The sequence below is a fragment of the Pseudoalteromonas sp. K222D genome, assembly GCF_017653575.1.
GTDB lineage: Bacteria > Pseudomonadota > Gammaproteobacteria > Enterobacterales > Alteromonadaceae > Pseudoalteromonas > Pseudoalteromonas nigrifaciens.
The window spans coordinates 81,924-97,369 of record NZ_JAGGDL010000003.1 but is presented as its reverse complement, the minus strand read 5'-3'; the positions used below and the strand labels follow the sequence as shown (position 1 = coordinate 97,369).

The window sequence follows — 15,446 nt, the reverse complement described above, 5'->3', positions numbered from 1 at the left end:
CTATTTATTTTTAATCAGGAATATAATGATGATTCAGTCTCTACTTACTCAATTTGGCGAGCCGTTAACGCGCGTCGAAAATGCCATTACCGCACTACAGCAAGGCCAAGGCGTATTGGTTGTTGATGACGAAAACCGTGAAAACGAAGGTGACTTTGTATTTTCAGCCGAGCATTTAACCACCGCCCAAATGGCTGAGATGATCCGCGAAGGCAGCGGCATTGTGTGTTTATGTATGGGGGAGGAGCGCATAAAACAGCTCGACCTACCGCAAATGGTTACTCATAACACCAGTCAAAACAATACCGCTTACACCATAACCATTGAGGCCAAAGAGGGCGTAACTACAGGCGTTTCTGCAGCCGATAGAGTTACAACGATTAAAGCCGCCACAGCCGACAATGCTAAACCTGAGGATTTATCGCGCCCAGGGCATGTATTTGGCTTAAAAGCTAAAACGGGTGGAGTACTGGTACGCCGTGGTCATACCGAAGCATCTGTAGATTTAATGCAACTTGCGGGTTTAAAGCCGTTTGGCGTTATTTGCGAGCTAACTAACCCCGATGGCTCAATGGCGCGTTTACCTGAGGTGAGCGGTTATGCAAATAAGCATAATATGCCAGTGGTATCGATAGAGGATTTAGTGCAGTACATTCAAATTGCACAACAAAAAGTAAGTTAACTGCAATAAAAAACCCCTGTTTAATTTAATTAAACAGGGGTTTAAATTATTAAAAACGGGCGATAAACGCGATTATAAAACCTGAATTACTTGCTCAGCGTCTAAACGCGATTTAGGTAACTTAGCATTATAGTCCTCAGCGCTATCGTGATAGCCCAGCGCTAATGCGACATCACATACGTAACCATCTAATTCTTTCGCAAAAATTTCACCAAGTAACTGCGCATCTACGCCTTCCATTGGGGTAGAGTCAATGCCTAAACGAGCAGCTGCGTGCATGGTATTACCAAGTGCAATGTAAGTTTGCGCTTTAGTCCAAGTTGCATTATTGCCTTGCTCATCGGTATTCATATCTACAAACGCAAACGCGCCAAAAGCTTGTTCACGGTTTTCGCTTTGCGTGCGACCATTTTTAATATCTGTGTCTATAACGTGTGCGTAATCATCACGGGTATAGTTAGTTTTGTGAGCAAAAAGCACAATATGCGATGCTGTTTTTGCGTGCTTTTGATTAAACTGAAACATATTTGCAAAGCTGTCATGAAAACGTTGCTTAGCTTGATCAGACTCAATAACAATAAACTTCCACGGTTGTGAGTTAATTGATGAAGGCGATAAACGCATAGCTTCATAAATTACGTTAAGGTCGTGATCGCTAATACGTTTAGCTGCATCATAATGTTTGGCCGTGTGGCGTTTTTCTAAATCGCTAATAATAGGGTGAGTCATGGTTTTCTCCGGGTAAATTTAACTTTAAAACAATCATACTTAACAGATAAAAATTAACGATTGGTTAGAGTAATAAGTGCTTAGTGCGAATGGCAGCTAATATACGCTTTGCTTTGTGAAAAATAAACAGCATAATAATTGAAACATTATCAAATAAAAATAGATAATATGCAGATAGACGATCTTAAACTTATTTTAAAAGTTGCAGAATTTAGAAGCATTACTTTAGCCGCAGCAAAATGCGATATGCGCACCGCAACCGCGAGTGCTGCCATTAAACGTGTAGAGTTAGCCCTTGGCAGTGAGCTGTTTATAAGAACAACACGCCACTTACGCCTTTCGGCAGCGGGTGAGCGTTACATTCCTCAGTGTGAGCAAGCACTTGCAGTGCTAGAGCAAGCAAAACAAAACCTCAAAGGCGAACATGATGAAATTGAGGGAGAGCTGCGCGTTGCACTGTCATCAGATTTTGGGCGTAATTTAGTGATCCCCTGGATTGATGAGCTTATGGATAATTATCCTAAACTCAGTTTAAGAACGCATATAAGCGACAGTAACGTTGATTTTTATCGTGATTCGGTGGATATAGCGCTACGTTACGGATCTCCGAGCGATACTAATATGTATGGTTTTAAAATTTGTAACGTACCACGGCTCCTTTGCGCCACTCAAGAATACTTAATAGCACATGGTAGCCCCAATCACCCAGACGAATTGAATCGTCATCAGGGCATGTTTTATCAACTACAAGACATTATAAATAACAGCTGGGAATTTACCGACGGGCAAAGTAAGTTTAAAGTTAAAATGCAAGGTAAGCGTGCCTCTAACGATGGCGATTTAGTTAGGCGCTGGTGCGTTGCAGGTAAGGGGCTGGCGGTTAAGTCAGCGCTCGATATAGCAGATGATTTACTGGCCGATAGGGTGGTTACGGTGATGCCAAATTATCAACATGTTAGCGGTGAGTTATGGCTTATTTGCCCAAGCAGACAATCGATTACTCCCGCGGTGCGTTTACTGCGCGATGTGTGCCGTGAAAAATGCTGCACAATTTTAAAACAGTTAATTGCCAAAGGTATTATTGATAAAAGTGTATTGGACTAGCCATTTATTTACGCTTGATAATTTTAAGTGTAGGGTATAAATATAAGGCTTTAGTTTAAGGTGGTAAATATTAAGTCGGGCAGTTAAATTTAAATAAAGGACTTTTAATAAGGTGTGCTTATGGATTATTTAGTTGCAACCGTATTTTTTGCTGTATCAGCTTCGGTCACTCCTGGGCCAAATAACATCATGCTTATGACCTCAGGGGTAAATTTTGGCGTGCGAAAAAGCTTACCTTTACTACGGGGATCTGTATTGGTTTTGCCTTAATGATACTACTGATTGGCTTAGGCTTTGGGCAATTATTTGCGTTGTTCCCTAATTTGCATTTAATTATTAAGTGCTTAGGAACACTGTACTTGCTGTATTTAGCATGGCTTATTGCTAAATCTGGCAGTGTAAACTCAACAAACAGTCAAACCAAGCCGCTTACTTTTATAAAAGGAGCACTATTTCAGTGGGTAAATGGTAAAGCATGGGTTGTAGCCACTGGCGCTATTGCGGCGTTTACAACCGTTGGCGCAGGTTATTACGGACAAAGTTTTACATTAGCGCTGACGTTTTTGTTGGTTGCTTTTCCGTGTGCAGGAGTATGGTTGTTTTTTGGTACATTATTAAAGCAAGTATTAAAGTCTGAACGTTATAGACGCTACTTTAATTATACTATGTCGGCGTTACTGGTTTTATCGGTAGCACCTGTGGTGAAAGAAATTACGCTGCAGGTATTCTCCCAAGGCGTTTAAACAAAACACCCTGAGAGAAAATTTAAACAATAAGAAGTCAATGGGCCTAGGCTCGACCATTTTTAAAAGTCGGGCGCTACTTCAAACTCTAACTGCTGATGATTAATCGGGTGGCAAAACGATAAGTACTCGGCATGTAAATGTAATCTATTGGCTTTTTCACCGTAGTGATCATCACCAACTATGGGCATATTTAAGCCTAACTTGTGCGCGCAATGTACTCTTAGCTGGTGCGTACGGCCCGTTTTAGGGTAAAGGTGCAAGCGGGTAATATTATCTTTTCGCTCTAACACCTGCCAAGTAGTAAGGGATGCTTTACCGTGTTGATAACACACTAATTGGCGCGGTTTGTCATCAAAATCTAAGCGCAGAGGTAAATCAATTGTGCCACTATTTTCAACTACATTTCCGGCAACTAAAGCAACGTAACGTTTTTCTATGGTACGCTCTATAAACTGTTTTTGCAGGGCTTTATGCGCTCTTTTATTGAGTGCAATAATTAATAACCCTGACGTTGACATATCTAAGCGATGCACAATGAGCGGGCCGGTAGCGTGTGGAAATTGTGTTTTAATGCGCAAATAAACCGAGTCTTCAATATTAACCCCAGGAACGGACAAAAATTCAGCAGGTTTATTGATCACTAATATATCGTGATCTTGGTAAATAATAGTTAAATCTTTACCAATAGCAGGGTTGATCAATAATGGATTTTCTTCTACATGTAAGCCTTTGAGCATATGCCCTAAAATGGGTTGGCATTTACTATAACAAGACGGGTAGTAATGTTTATGATGCCTAATAGCTGATTTAGGCGCAGCGCCCCACCAAAATTCTGCCAAAGCTAAAGGTTTTAAATTATGTTGATACGCATATTGCAATAACTTAGGCGCGGCGCAATCTCCTGCGCCTGCTGGTGGCGTATGCTCAGGCAAGGGTGCAAAAATAGCGTTTAGATCTTTAGTTTCGTTATTAGCATTTAAAAATTGGTATTGCGCAAACAGCTTTTTTTGTAAGCTTTTAGAAAGTGTTTTACGACGTTTTTTTAAGTGTGCAATTTCATCAGTAATATTATTTAGAGCTTGCTGCAGGGTGTCGAGTTTACTTTGCCATTGCTGCTTTAGTGCTTGCAGTTGCTTTTTTTCGACAATACTTTGCCCAGCTAACTGAATTTTTAGCTGCTCAAAGTCAGTTGGGGATAACTGAGTGCTTGCATCAGTGCGTTGTTGTTTACGCATTCGGCGGCTAACTTGCATTACCGCTTGCTGCGCTTCTAACTGCTGCTGATAAGTGGCATTGGCTTGGTTAAATGCGTTATTAAGAGTGCTAAATTGCTCACTATTTTCTAGCTGCTCAATTTGGGCGTTAATATTATTAATAATGCTGCTTTGTGCTAAATACTCAGCATCGTGTAGCTGCATATCGGCCACGGCAGGTACAAAGTTAATTTTACTGCTTACGCTCTCAAGTTGCCCCGAGTAAGCGGCTAAATAACCAAGCTGTTGCTGATTATTTTGCACCACTAGTACGCCAAACATTTTACCCGACTCTTCATTATTAGCTGGGTTTGCCAAGTACTCTAACTGTGTTTCGAGCTGTTGTTGCAACTGCTCGGTTGCTGCTACAGCAATTGCTTTAGGCTCATAGTAAAAAGGAAAAGTAAATTTATCTGGTAGCGCCATGTGATTTACAGGCGCTGAAAATGGCGTAAAGCAAGTAGCAATATTTGGCATGGGCAATATAATAATGAAGTTTTTAACAAGATAATTAGCCAATATAATAACATAGTCGCTGCTATGTCACTAAGTGTGTTGTGTTATTAGTATGTGCCTTAATTGTTTGATGTAACGGGTTGCTGCAAAGCTTTAATTAAATGAGTAGCGCCATTATTTATCGTAATTCGTGTTAAAATATTAGCCCGTTAAAAAATCAATGTTTTAGTGAGCTAGGCTGGGCTTTAATTTTACAAAACGCTAAGCGTTAATATCGTGTGTGTAGCATCAACTAGATTACTAATAAGCAAATGCATTTAAACAGAGGTTATTATGAAAACACAGCCTATGGCGTGTCGGTTAGGCTGTGGGGCATGTTGTATTGCGCCAAGTATTAGCTCGCCCATTCCAGGAATGCCAAACGGTAAAAAGGCCGGAGAGCGTTGTATTCAGCTAGATGAGCGTAATTTATGTAAGTTATTTGGCGACGCTAGTCGGCCAAAAGTGTGCAGCGATTTTAGCGCCACACTGGATGTATGCGGTACAACTAACGCGCAGGCTTTAGCGCTTATTACTGAGCTTGAAGAGTTGACTTAATCCTCGTTTTTAATACACACATATTTACATTTATTTATAAATAAGTGTTTTAAATACTTGAATGCAAAAATTGAAAGCCGCGCTTTTCGCATCAGCAAGCTCAACGCTTACAATTAAAGTACAGGTTTGTGGCTGTTTTTGTAGATGCGAAGCTTGCTTGCGTGACGGGCAAAGCCTGTAAAGTGATTTACTTACAAAGAGGTTAAGAGACGCTGCGCTTTTAGAGAAAGAGATAGACCCGAAATAAGTCCTTATTATTCGAATTTAGGATTATATATTTACTCCCATTATCTGCTCTTTGTACAATAGTGTTTTACTTTAAATAATTGAACTGTGCTTTTCACGTGAGCAAGCCTATCATCTACAACCACCTGGTAAATAATAAGCTTGCTTGTGTAGTGCGCTACCAACTATACGTTGCGCTTAGCGTATATTGCTCGCCCCGTCCAGGAGTGCCCGGGATCTCTTGAAACGATTCATTCCACAGGTTATCTGCGGCCAATGTAATAAATAAGTTTTTAATCTGCGGCGGCATTATTTTTAAGGTTAAATGAGTAAATAACGCATCATCATCGCCACTGCGCAGCGTATTTTCATGTTGTTTGCGCCATTCGTTATCTATACGAAACTCTAAAATATCTGTTGGGTTCCAAATAGCCGCAAGGGTTAGCCTGTGGTCTGGGTAGTTTAATGCGTAAAAGCTGGCATCTATATCGGCTGCGCCATAATTCTCTGATTTTTTTAAAAAGCTATAACTGGCAATAATTTCTGCGTTATCAAAATGCTTAGTTGCAAGAAACTCAACCCCCGAGGTATTAATATCTACCGGATTGGCAAAGCGGGCAGAAGTGGCATCAAAACTATAAGTCCAATCGGTTAAGTTATCATCTTGGCGATAAAAAACAGCAGAGTTAAAGCGCCAACTTTGTCGTTCTAATAATAAGCCCAGCTCGAGGTTTTTAGTACTTTCGCGCTCAAGGTTATAGTTACTTCTAAACAAACCGCCAGTGTCACTGCCGCCAATTGCGGTATAGCCTGCTACTTGGCTTGCCTGTGCATACGATAAATAAACAGTGCGCTCAGTGCCGTCGCTATTTTGTGTATTTAAAGTTATATCACCAATAAGTGAAATTTCAGAATCGTCACGATTGGTATCGTCAAAAGCCGCACCAAGGCGAATAGTAAGGTGTTGATCGCTCTCAAGTGCCATTTGGTACTCTGGCAGCACACTTACTTTATAATAATTACGTGAGGTAAAATTATTTTCAAGCGTGGTCGATTCAATCGAATCATTAATAAATTGCGCAGAATAATTGAGAGCAAAAGACGTGCTGTGCGCATGGCGCCCTGAAAGTGCTAGTGATTTAACGTCGGTTTGATGAAACGCTTCGAACGACATTGGGTTTTCACGAGAATACACATAGTGATCCTCGTGTTTACGATAATATGTAGATACTTCAAACGAGCTCTCGGCGCTATAGTTTTGCTTATGGTTGAGCATAAATAGCTGAGTTTTAAGATCTTCAGTTTCGTTAACCCCAAAAGGAGTATACAAATTTGGCCAACCAAAAAACTTTTCTTGAGAGCCAAAAAACAGATCGGTTTGTGAGTCTGGCCCCACTAATTGAACACGGCTTGAGGCGCGGGTAAAGTCATGATCGCCATAATCAATAGAGCCATCACTTTGTGAGTGAGAAAACTCGCCTTCCACACCCAGCTGCCAATCGGTAATACCATCTAATGGTATATTCACGCCCGCATGCAGGCTTTGTAAATTAAAATCATTGCTACCAACCCCAAGTGATACGCTACCACCTGTACTAATTGGCTTCCAAGCAAACGATACTGTACCAACTGAACTGTTAACGCCATAAAGTGCATTATCTGCTGCGGTGAATATAGCTGGGCCGCGCAGCATTTGCGGCGCTATAGGAATTTCGGCAAAATAATGTCCCGACTGCGGATCGAACAAAGTGGCGCTGCCAACCCTAAAACCAGTATTTTCGAAAATACCACCACGAATGGTTACATCTGCTTGTGCTTCGGCCATATTACGCGATTGCACATCAACACGCGGATCATACTCTAAATTAGAAACCGGTGAGTCGAAAGTGCCCACGGGTTCTTTATTTGCAGTAGGGGAGGCTTCAACCGTTATTTGCTCTATTGCAGTGGCATTTTTAGTTTGCACTTCAGCGTAGGCAAAGTCAGTAACACTGCATAGCAATGTAGGTAATAATACGGGTAATATAAGGCGCGGGGCACGATTCATGTTTTTCTCATTTTTGTATATGTAATTGTGCTAACAATTAAATCCGAAACACCCTGTTAAGGCGTGATAAAGTAGTCAAATAATTGTAATTTGGCTTGGTATTGTATATTAATCTTAAAAAATTGCATTTGATAATCATTCGTAAAGTAGGGTAATTGATTTTATGAGCACAGTACAAACAAACGAAAATTCGCATCTAGAAAGTATTTACTTTGCCGGAGGCTGCCTTTGGGGTGTACAAGAGTTTATTAAGTACTTACCCGGCGTTGTTACCACTGAGGCTGGGCGAGCTAATGGCACAAATAATAATACACAAGGTGAATACGACGGTTATGCCGAGTGCGTGAAAGTAACCTTTGATATAACAGCCGTGACACTCTATAAACTGATTGAATACTTTTTTGAGATTATTGACCCTTACAGTGTTAATAAGCAGGGTAACGATGTTGGTTTAAAATACCGTAGTGCTATTTATAGTAAACAGCAATGTCACTTAACAATTGCAAACGACTATATAAATCAACGCGCTGATGCAGATAAAATAGTGGTACAAGTTCAGTTGCTAACCAATTATGTTCCCAGCGATGCAGAGCACCAAGACCGGTTAACTAATTTTCCCGATGACTATTGTCATATCCCACCTGAGTTATTACATAAATATAAATCGAAATAAAGTTAAAGTCTGCTATATCAATTATGCTAAGAGCAACTGTTTCTCTCATCAGTAAGCTCTGTGGCTATAGTAAAACTTTAATAAAAAACATTCAGCCACAAAAAAGCTCACAAATTGTGAGCTTTTTATGTGCTTTAAAACCTGCCGCTACTTTTGTGGCGGGAAGTTATTTAAAATTTTAGCGACTGTTTTTCTAACCGACAGTTCACGTTGCTCAGGAGATTGGTTTTTCTTTAATCGACCATCTTCAGCGCCGCGCCATACTAACTGGTTTGATTCACGGTCAATAATATCAATAACTAAAGTACCTACTTCGTATTCACGAGCAGATATATCGTTTTGATACCCTAAACCCCACGAGCTCCAACGAGCGCCGTAGCCAATATTAAAAGAACTTACGTCTAGCTCTTTATCTACCGATGCATGGTAGTTTACCAGCACGTCTGCTTGAGCAGGATCGGCTAAGCTCATGCCCATTTTTTGATTAAGCTCACTGCTTATTGCGCTGCGTACACGTTTTTCCATTAACGCATTAATTTGATAATTATTGGTGTCTTTTGTTAAATCTGCATTTTCTACCCACGCAAACGTTTTATAGTTAGCAAAGTTTGCTGACTTGTCGTAATCCCAATCTGCGGTTTGCGTACAAGCAGTTAAAAACGCAAGTGCGGCTACAATAAAAATATTTTTCATACAGTTTACTCCTAATCTTTTTTATAAAATAACACACATTGTTAGGCAGTGTGATATTTAAGCGCTTAACAACAGTTTAGCTGTTATAGCTGAACCATTGATTAATTACTTAATGTTCAACTTCTATCCAGTCTTTTTCGTCTACCCAGTTTTGTGCACCGTCTTTAACTGAGCGAATTGGCACAATATAATCGCAGCTTGTTTGCGGTTTAACTGAGGCAAATATAGGGACGAAGCCAAAGCTAAGCGCGGTTTCAATAATTGCCTTTTGATTTTGCGGATCAATGTCGGCGGCTTCATCTATGTATATAGGTATACGGTATAAATTTTGTTCTTGTGAGCTTAACAAATAGCGAATAAACAACATACCACATAATAACTTAATAGTTATGCGCGTACCGTTTGAACCCGCCGAGTCTATTTTGTCAAAGTGTTCGGTATCGCCTGCGCGATTGACTACTTCAAAACGAATATCAAATAAATCGGTGAGGGTAAGGCCAGCTTTGTCGGAGGCGAGCTTAATTAAATGATCTTTCGCCTCGTTTACTGCGCTTTCGCTATACGGTTCTTGGCTGAGTAAATCCAGCGTGTCCCCTTGCTCAAACTGATGCGAGGTACTAATTATAGTATCTATACTATCAACTAACATTTTGCGCGGTATTACATTAATTTTAAATGCTTGCAGGTTCGAAATACGATGCTGGCTAATGCCTTTATTAAAGCTGTTCATTTCGCGGCGCAGGCGGTCTAAATCTTCGCGTAGGCCTTTAATGGTTGCGGCTACTTCTGTTAGGGCCACACGGCCTTGACGCTCAACGGCATCGCGTTCGTTATCAATGTTATGAAACGCACTAATGAGTTTTTGATACTTACTAAACTCATCGTTTTCGTTATCAAACTTGGTAATACCGGCATTATAAATATGCAAATAGGTATTGCGTACGTTTATCTCAAAGTTACGCAGCTCTTGGCAGTCTTTATTAAAGTGGTGCACTAGGTCGCTTAAATTATCAAAGTCTATTGTTACCTCTATCATGTAAGGGGTAACTTTGCCGCTGTATAAATCAAGCGTGTGATCAATTCGTTCGCTTTTCACTTGGCGCAGACGATCTGATTGGCGATTAATTTGCGCCTGTTTTGATTTAATAATTGAGCGTCTGTCGCTAATTGAGCCGCTATTTTTTTGAATGTCTTGTAGGTAGTCGTCAACCTGATCGCGCTCAGCTAACAACTGCTCTTTTAGCATGGTTTGTGCTTCAGCCGATTGCAGCATAGTGTCAAACTGCTCTAAACGTTTAAGGGCGGCCTCGGCGCTCATTAGTTCATCGTACAAGGTGTCTTTTTCTTTTTGCTTATCGGCCACATTTGCAGCTACATCTCGCTGTTGCTTAAACTCTTTTAAAGCATGCTCAAGGGCACTTAATTGAGCGGTTAGCTGCTCTTTATTTTCGCCGCTTTGCATTTGTACAGGGGAGAGCTTTTTAAGCTTAATACTCGCGCCAGGTAAGCTAAGCACGCCGCCTTTTACGTTTTCGCTTAAGTGCGATAAAAACGCACTAAATGCGTCTTCGTCATCAATGCTTATGTCGCCATTGCTGGTGGTTGCAAACGAGAGCATGTCGGGGTTTAAAATGCGCGAAATTTCTTCCACTTCTTTTAACGACAGCTCTTCGCGCATGCGGGTAAATAAATTAAACTCCAAGTTTTTAAGTTGTAGCTTTAAGCTCTTAATTTGTTTTTGGGTTTCGCTAATACGGTAGTCAAGTGTATGCAGGCTTTGCCCTTGTGCGCTGGTAATAGAGTGTGAAAGCGACTCGTAGTCTTGCTTTAACTGGGTAAGGCTCGTTTTAAGCGTGGCTTTGTTAACCAGTTCAAATTCGTTTTTAAGTGCGTTAAAATCTAAAAACCATTGCTCTATTTGCGTTTGCCTGCGCTCTATATCGCGCGACTGTTGTACGTACAAACTTTGCTTTTGTTCAAACTCGTGTTTTTCGTGTTCTATGTTTTCAAGTGCTATTGCTAGCTCTTCTAGTTGCGACTCTTGGTAGTTGTCAAAATCAATCAGTGCTTGGTCAATTTTTGGCGCATAAGCCGCTAATTTACCTTTTAGAACGGTTTGGTTCTCTAGCATCGACTCAAGCGCCGCTATGGGCTCTTGCATCGATTCAAGGGCGTGCAATTCACGTTTACTACGGTTTACTTTATCGAACGAGCGACGCCACACTTCATAAAAGTCGACCTTAGAGTTAGACATGTGGCGCTCAAATACACGTAGCATAAAGCGTTTTACATCGGCGGCACCGAGTTTATGTAAGTTAAGAATACGGCGAAATATTTCTTTATAAATAGTCGAATCTTGAACGTTATTAAGCGGGATCATTTTTAAGTTGATCTCGTCGTCAAACGGGGTTGCGCCGCCGGTGAGTAGGGCGTTTAGTTCTTGCGCTTTTAACTCTATGGGGTTGTAACCAAGCTGTTTTAAATGGCTGAACAGCTTAGTGTATTTAATAATGGTTTTACCTTGGGTGTACTGCTCTAAATCAAGCTTGCCTTGGTAGCAAAAATATTGATGCGCATAACCGGCAATTTTCCCCAAACCCGCTACACCAATCACTACTGAGCCATGGGGCAAATTTGCTTCAAGCAAAATGTAGGATTGATCTGACGAAAAATAAAACTTTCGGGTTTCGTCTAAATCGTGGCCATCCCATTCGGTTAGGCGTAAATCGTTAATAAGCGGAAATTGCAGGGCATTTATTACTGAGCTTTTACCCGTATTGTTGGGCGCGCAAATAGAGCTGCTTTTATCCAGCGGGATCACACACTTTGCGTAACCTGCGGTATTGAGTAGGGCGAGTTTACTTAGTCCGTATAAATTTTTCATTGCTCGTCCTCTGTTAGGTAGGTTTCTTCGTTTACTTCCATTAAGGCATCTATATAGCGATGGATAGGGGCTTGTAGCATAAAGCCTGCTTCTACTTCGCGTGCCAAACCTAAGCGTACCATGCGCAGGTACACGTCTTTGCGCAGATCTGAACCCGAAAATATCTCTAGTTGATCAAACAAGTGTTTGTTAATTTGCACTAAGGTTTGCATTAACTCTAAATCGTTTACTTCGTCGAACAAGGCGCGCATTGGGTCTTTGCCGGTGTTGGCGTAGTGCTCAATTAAAATATAAATAGTGAGCGCAATAGCACGGGATATTTTGCCCATATTGGGTGTACTTTCGTCGCTGCTAAAGTAATAAAAGCCACGGCTGTCGTGTTTTAGCTCATTACCTAGGGCGCTAAATAGCGCGCTGTACGCGTCTATGTTTTGATCCAGCTCTTGCCACATTAGGTTGTCTTGTTCGCAAATATGATAACCCGCCACTAATTTTTTATTAATTGCTTGTAAGTGGGTAAGCTCGTTTAAGTTTATTTGTGTCATGGTGATTACTCATCTGCCTTACTAGGTGTTTGCGGCTGTGAATTATAGGGATAAAGAGAAAAATACTGACCGGCAATTTTAAAGCGCGCTTTTTCATCGCTTTGGCTTTTTTCAAGCTCGTTGTCACTCACTAATTTTTGATACAAAAACAGCATTTCTTCGGCATCTAAATCGGGGTAACTTTCGTCTAAAAATTGCAGCAATGGTTGCGGCTTTTTACGTTTTGTATTGAAGCGTTTTGCAAAGCTGCTTTTAACATCGTTGTAATCGGGAATATTTGGCGTTTGAAAAGGCGGTACATCTTGCTGATCAGGCAATTGATATTCTTGATGCTCAAACTCAACCAAACTTGCCATATAGGCAACTATATGGCGTTGTTGCCCCAGCGAGTAACGCTGTGCGTCGCTCACAAAATGCGGTTGCACCGCAGTTAGCATGTTGTCTACGCCATTTTTACGCACTAACCCAAGCACTTTTGCAGCTTGGCGGGTAATTAAGTTATTACGGCGTAGTTCTTCACGCAGTGGCATAAGCATGTCGGCACTTTTACGCAGGCTTTCGCGGCCGATTAAATGCATTTCGAGAATACGGGTACGTAATTGCTCTAGCATGCGTTTGTCGGTATATGCTTTACCCGATTGCTCAATACGCTCTATTTGTGTACTAATTTGCTGCTCTATAAGGTTAAAGCAGGCATGAAAATCGCCTCGAATATCAACCATTTCTAGCATTGGCTCTATGTATTCGTCAAACGCTTCTATTACCGCTTTATAACGCTTTTGCAGCGATTGCACCGCGTTATTAGATTTAGCTTGCTCAACAATATTTAAAATGGCGTTTTCGTTGTGTGCGTACAGTTTCATTATTTTGCGCACCCGATCATCCATAATACGGCTAAAACGGCGTAAGTCGTCAAAGTCTTCCACTTCGCCCGCGTTAGCTAAGCGATCGCCAAGGCGGGCTAAATCCTCTACTAATACGCTAATTTCTTGTGCTAAACCTAAATGTTCTTCTTGCAGTAAAAATGTAGCAAAGTCGGCAATGGCACGGTTTATTTCAAGCTGCGAAGATTTCGCTAAAGGAATTATAATATCTTGATTTAACAAGCGATTAGTTTCTTTATAAATACGCTCGTTATGCCATGTAGGTTGTTTTTGTTTAATGGCATTTTGCAAATCTTTAATACTAAAGTCTGCCATTTTAAAACGTTTAAATAATAGCTCTAGCACCCCCCAATGTTCGCTAAGGGTATTTAATAGCTTTTTAGCTGGGATCATAAGGCGTTTATACATCCTAGTATGTTGTTAAATAAGTAGCTAAATAAGCTAGTTATTCGTAATTTTAATAGCGCTGATAGCTATATGGTATTCGTTTTTACAACGATTTAATAATAGTTTTTACCAGGTCATAGTGATAACATCCGCACCGAAAATAGGCACACGAAATGTGCGGCTCTATTTTCTTCATAGGTTCAATTTTTACATTATTCCAAAGGTTGTTCAATTATCATGGTTTCCTCTATTATCCTGACTTTAATAGCGATTGCATTTTTGCTGATCGTTATTGAGGATATAATCCACGTAAACAAAGCTAAAACGACACTTTTTTTTGGTACGCTCTGCTGGATTATCTCTTTTATCTTCCCTATTAATGGGCAAAGCCCTGATACGATTCAATCACTCCTTAATCATAATATTTTAGAAATTGCCTCCTTATGGTTGTTTTTAATGGCGGCAATGACCTTTGTTGCCTATTTAAACTCAAAAGGGTTTATCGAAAATATTGTTAACCGGATTATGCCAAAACGAATTAGCGAACGTAAGTTAATGTTTTTGGTTGGTGTTTTTGCATTTATATTCTCTTCTATTTCCGATAACGTAACCGCTACGCTTATATCTTTAGCGGTGGTTTTATCATTAAAACTTGAAGCCAAAAAGCTAATTAGATACGCCACGCTGATTATCTTTGCGGTTAACTCCGGTGGTGTGTCGTTAATTACCGGCGATGTAACCACGTTAATGATATTTTTAGATGGCAAAGTAACTATTAGCAATTTGTTATTGTTAATTGGGCCAGCATTTGTAAGTGTGATGCTGTTAGCAGCACTATTATCAATAGGCTTAAATGGCCAGCTCGACTTTACTAAAACGAAGCAAAAACGCATTGAAAAAACCGATATTACAATTGCAGTTATCTTCTTATCTACGGTTATTGCTACCTTAACACTGAGTGTTTTATACAGTGTACCGCCATTGCTTACCTTTTTGTTTGGTTTGTCTATGATGTTTTTAGTAGCGCAATTTTTAATGCGCAAAAAAGACATAAACAAAGACATGATAGATTTCATTCGTGAAATAGAATACGACACCTTGTTGTTTTTTGTAGGTGTATTATTACTGGTAGGAGCGCTAAAAGAAGTTGGTATGTTAAGCCACTTTAGCGACCTGTACACAATAATGGCACCTGAATACGCAAACTATTTAATGGGTATATTGTCGGCAGGCGTTGATAACGTACCACTTACAGCCGCGTTATTAAAAGCAGATATAGTAATGACACAACAGCATTGGCTGTCGTTTACCTATGCCACAGGCGTAGGGGGCTCTATGTTAATTATAGGCTCAGCGGCGGGTATTATTGCCATGAGTAAAGTTAAAGAACTGACCTTTATGAACTACTTACGTTTGTCGTTTTATTTATTAATTTGTTACACCGTAGGCTATACCGGCTCCTATTTTATGGCTGGTTTTGTTTAATATTAGTTATTAAAGTGCTTGACAGCTAGATGTCTAAACGATAACTTTCAAAGCCC

12 protein-coding genes and 1 pseudogene are annotated in these 15,446 nt (G+C 40.4%); 6 read left to right on the top strand and 7 right to left on the bottom strand.

What is annotated here, in order from left to right:
• The first annotated feature begins 28 nt into the window (after window positions 1-28).
• Window positions 29-682 carry a 3,4-dihydroxy-2-butanone-4-phosphate synthase gene (ribB, locus tag J5X91_RS03130; protein ID WP_011327916.1) on the top strand — a complete coding sequence of 218 codons (654 nt, stop codon included), beginning with the start codon at window positions 29-31 and terminating at the stop codon, window positions 680-682.
• Window positions 683-754: 72 nt separating this feature from the next.
• Here the strand turns inward: ribB and J5X91_RS03125 are convergent, their stop codons facing one another.
• Window positions 755-1,411: a nitroreductase family protein gene (locus J5X91_RS03125; RefSeq protein WP_086993412.1), complete on the bottom strand. Its 657-nt coding sequence runs from the start codon at window positions 1,409-1,411 to the stop codon at window positions 755-757.
• A gap of 168 nt (window positions 1,412-1,579) precedes the next feature.
• Between J5X91_RS03125 and J5X91_RS03120 the strand changes: the two genes are divergently transcribed.
• The gene (locus tag J5X91_RS03120; RefSeq protein ID WP_208834050.1) at window positions 1,580-2,515 is read left to right on the top strand and encodes a LysR family transcriptional regulator; all 936 of its coding nucleotides are present in this window, start codon (window positions 1,580-1,582) and stop codon (window positions 2,513-2,515) included.
• Between the two features lie 120 nt (window positions 2,516-2,635).
• Window positions 2,636-3,258 (top strand): annotated as a pseudogene (locus J5X91_RS03115) (LysE family translocator).
• A gap of 62 nt (window positions 3,259-3,320) precedes the next feature.
• Here J5X91_RS03115 and J5X91_RS03110 read toward each other — a convergent pair.
• Complete coding sequence (locus tag J5X91_RS03110; RefSeq protein WP_208834049.1) at window positions 3,321-4,991, bottom strand: RluA family pseudouridine synthase; 1,671 nt, start codon at window positions 4,989-4,991, stop codon at window positions 3,321-3,323.
• A gap of 312 nt (window positions 4,992-5,303) precedes the next feature.
• Between J5X91_RS03110 and J5X91_RS03105 the strand changes: the two genes are divergently transcribed.
• The gene (locus J5X91_RS03105) at window positions 5,304-5,567 is read left to right on the top strand and encodes a YkgJ family cysteine cluster protein (protein WP_011327924.1); all 264 of its coding nucleotides are present in this window, start codon (window positions 5,304-5,306) and stop codon (window positions 5,565-5,567) included.
• Window positions 5,568-5,970: 403 nt separating this feature from the next.
• Here the strand turns inward: J5X91_RS03105 and J5X91_RS03100 are convergent, their stop codons facing one another.
• Window positions 5,971-7,839, bottom strand: a complete 1,869-nt coding sequence (locus J5X91_RS03100) for a TonB-dependent receptor (RefSeq protein WP_208834048.1) — start codon at window positions 7,837-7,839, stop codon at window positions 5,971-5,973.
• A 163-nt stretch (window positions 7,840-8,002) separates the two neighbouring features.
• Between J5X91_RS03100 and J5X91_RS03095 the strand changes: the two genes are divergently transcribed.
• On the top strand, window positions 8,003-8,512 hold the full coding sequence (locus tag J5X91_RS03095) for a peptide-methionine (S)-S-oxide reductase (protein WP_089368112.1): 510 nt from the start codon (window positions 8,003-8,005) through the stop codon (window positions 8,510-8,512).
• A gap of 147 nt (window positions 8,513-8,659) precedes the next feature.
• On the opposite strand, the gene J5X91_RS03090 is transcribed toward J5X91_RS03095, so the two are convergent.
• From J5X91_RS03090 to J5X91_RS03075, 4 genes are all read right to left on the bottom strand, one after another.
• A complete protein-coding gene (locus J5X91_RS03090) occupies window positions 8,660-9,205 on the bottom strand; it encodes a DUF4136 domain-containing protein (protein ID WP_011327927.1) in 546 nt (181 codons plus the stop codon).
• A 109-nt stretch (window positions 9,206-9,314) separates the two neighbouring features.
• Window positions 9,315-12,089, bottom strand: a complete 2,775-nt coding sequence (locus tag J5X91_RS03085; protein WP_011327928.1) for an ATPase — start codon at window positions 12,087-12,089, stop codon at window positions 9,315-9,317.
• The gene (locus tag J5X91_RS03080; RefSeq protein ID WP_058373159.1) at window positions 12,086-12,634 is read right to left on the bottom strand and encodes a hypothetical protein; all 549 of its coding nucleotides are present in this window, start codon (window positions 12,632-12,634) and stop codon (window positions 12,086-12,088) included. The genes J5X91_RS03085 and J5X91_RS03080 overlap by 4 nt, the downstream gene beginning before the upstream one ends.
• 5 nt (window positions 12,635-12,639) lie before the next feature.
• Window positions 12,640-13,911 (bottom strand): hypothetical protein, encoded by a 1,272-nt coding sequence (locus J5X91_RS03075; protein ID WP_208834069.1) that lies wholly within the window; start codon window positions 13,909-13,911, stop codon window positions 12,640-12,642.
• Between the two features lie 231 nt (window positions 13,912-14,142).
• Here J5X91_RS03075 and nhaD point away from each other — a divergent pair, with 231 nt between their 5' ends.
• Window positions 14,143-15,390: a sodium:proton antiporter NhaD gene (gene nhaD / locus J5X91_RS03070; protein WP_182677040.1), complete on the top strand. Its 1,248-nt coding sequence runs from the start codon at window positions 14,143-14,145 to the stop codon at window positions 15,388-15,390.
• Window positions 15,391-15,446 lie beyond the last annotated feature (56 nt).

Bases quoted from the DNA above. Each gene is read 5' to 3' on its own strand.
- ribB (WP_011327916.1), top strand. From the start codon at position 29: ATGATTCAGTCTCTACTTACTCAATTTGGCGAGCCGTTAACGCGCGTC.
- J5X91_RS03125 (WP_086993412.1), bottom strand. From the start codon at position 1,411: ATGACTCACCCTATTATTAGCGATTTAGAAAAACGCCACACGGCCAAA.
- J5X91_RS03120 (WP_208834050.1), top strand. From the start codon at position 1,580: ATGCAGATAGACGATCTTAAACTTATTTTAAAAGTTGCAGAATTTAGA.
- J5X91_RS03110 (WP_208834049.1), bottom strand. From the start codon at position 4,991: ATGCCAAATATTGCTACTTGCTTTACGCCATTTTCAGCGCCTGTAAAT.
- J5X91_RS03105 (WP_011327924.1), top strand. From the start codon at position 5,304: ATGAAAACACAGCCTATGGCGTGTCGGTTAGGCTGTGGGGCATGTTGT.
- J5X91_RS03100 (WP_208834048.1), bottom strand. From the start codon at position 7,839: ATGAATCGTGCCCCGCGCCTTATATTACCCGTATTATTACCTACATTG.
- J5X91_RS03095 (WP_089368112.1), top strand. From the start codon at position 8,003: ATGAGCACAGTACAAACAAACGAAAATTCGCATCTAGAAAGTATTTAC.
- J5X91_RS03090 (WP_011327927.1), bottom strand. From the start codon at position 9,205: ATGAAAAATATTTTTATTGTAGCCGCACTTGCGTTTTTAACTGCTTGT.
- J5X91_RS03085 (WP_011327928.1), bottom strand. From the start codon at position 12,089: ATGAAAAATTTATACGGACTAAGTAAACTCGCCCTACTCAATACCGCA.
- J5X91_RS03080 (WP_058373159.1), bottom strand. From the start codon at position 12,634: ATGACACAAATAAACTTAAACGAGCTTACCCACTTACAAGCAATTAAT.
- J5X91_RS03075 (WP_208834069.1), bottom strand. From the start codon at position 13,911: ATGATCCCAGCTAAAAAGCTATTAAATACCCTTAGCGAACATTGGGGG.
- nhaD (WP_182677040.1), top strand. From the start codon at position 14,143: ATGGTTTCCTCTATTATCCTGACTTTAATAGCGATTGCATTTTTGCTG.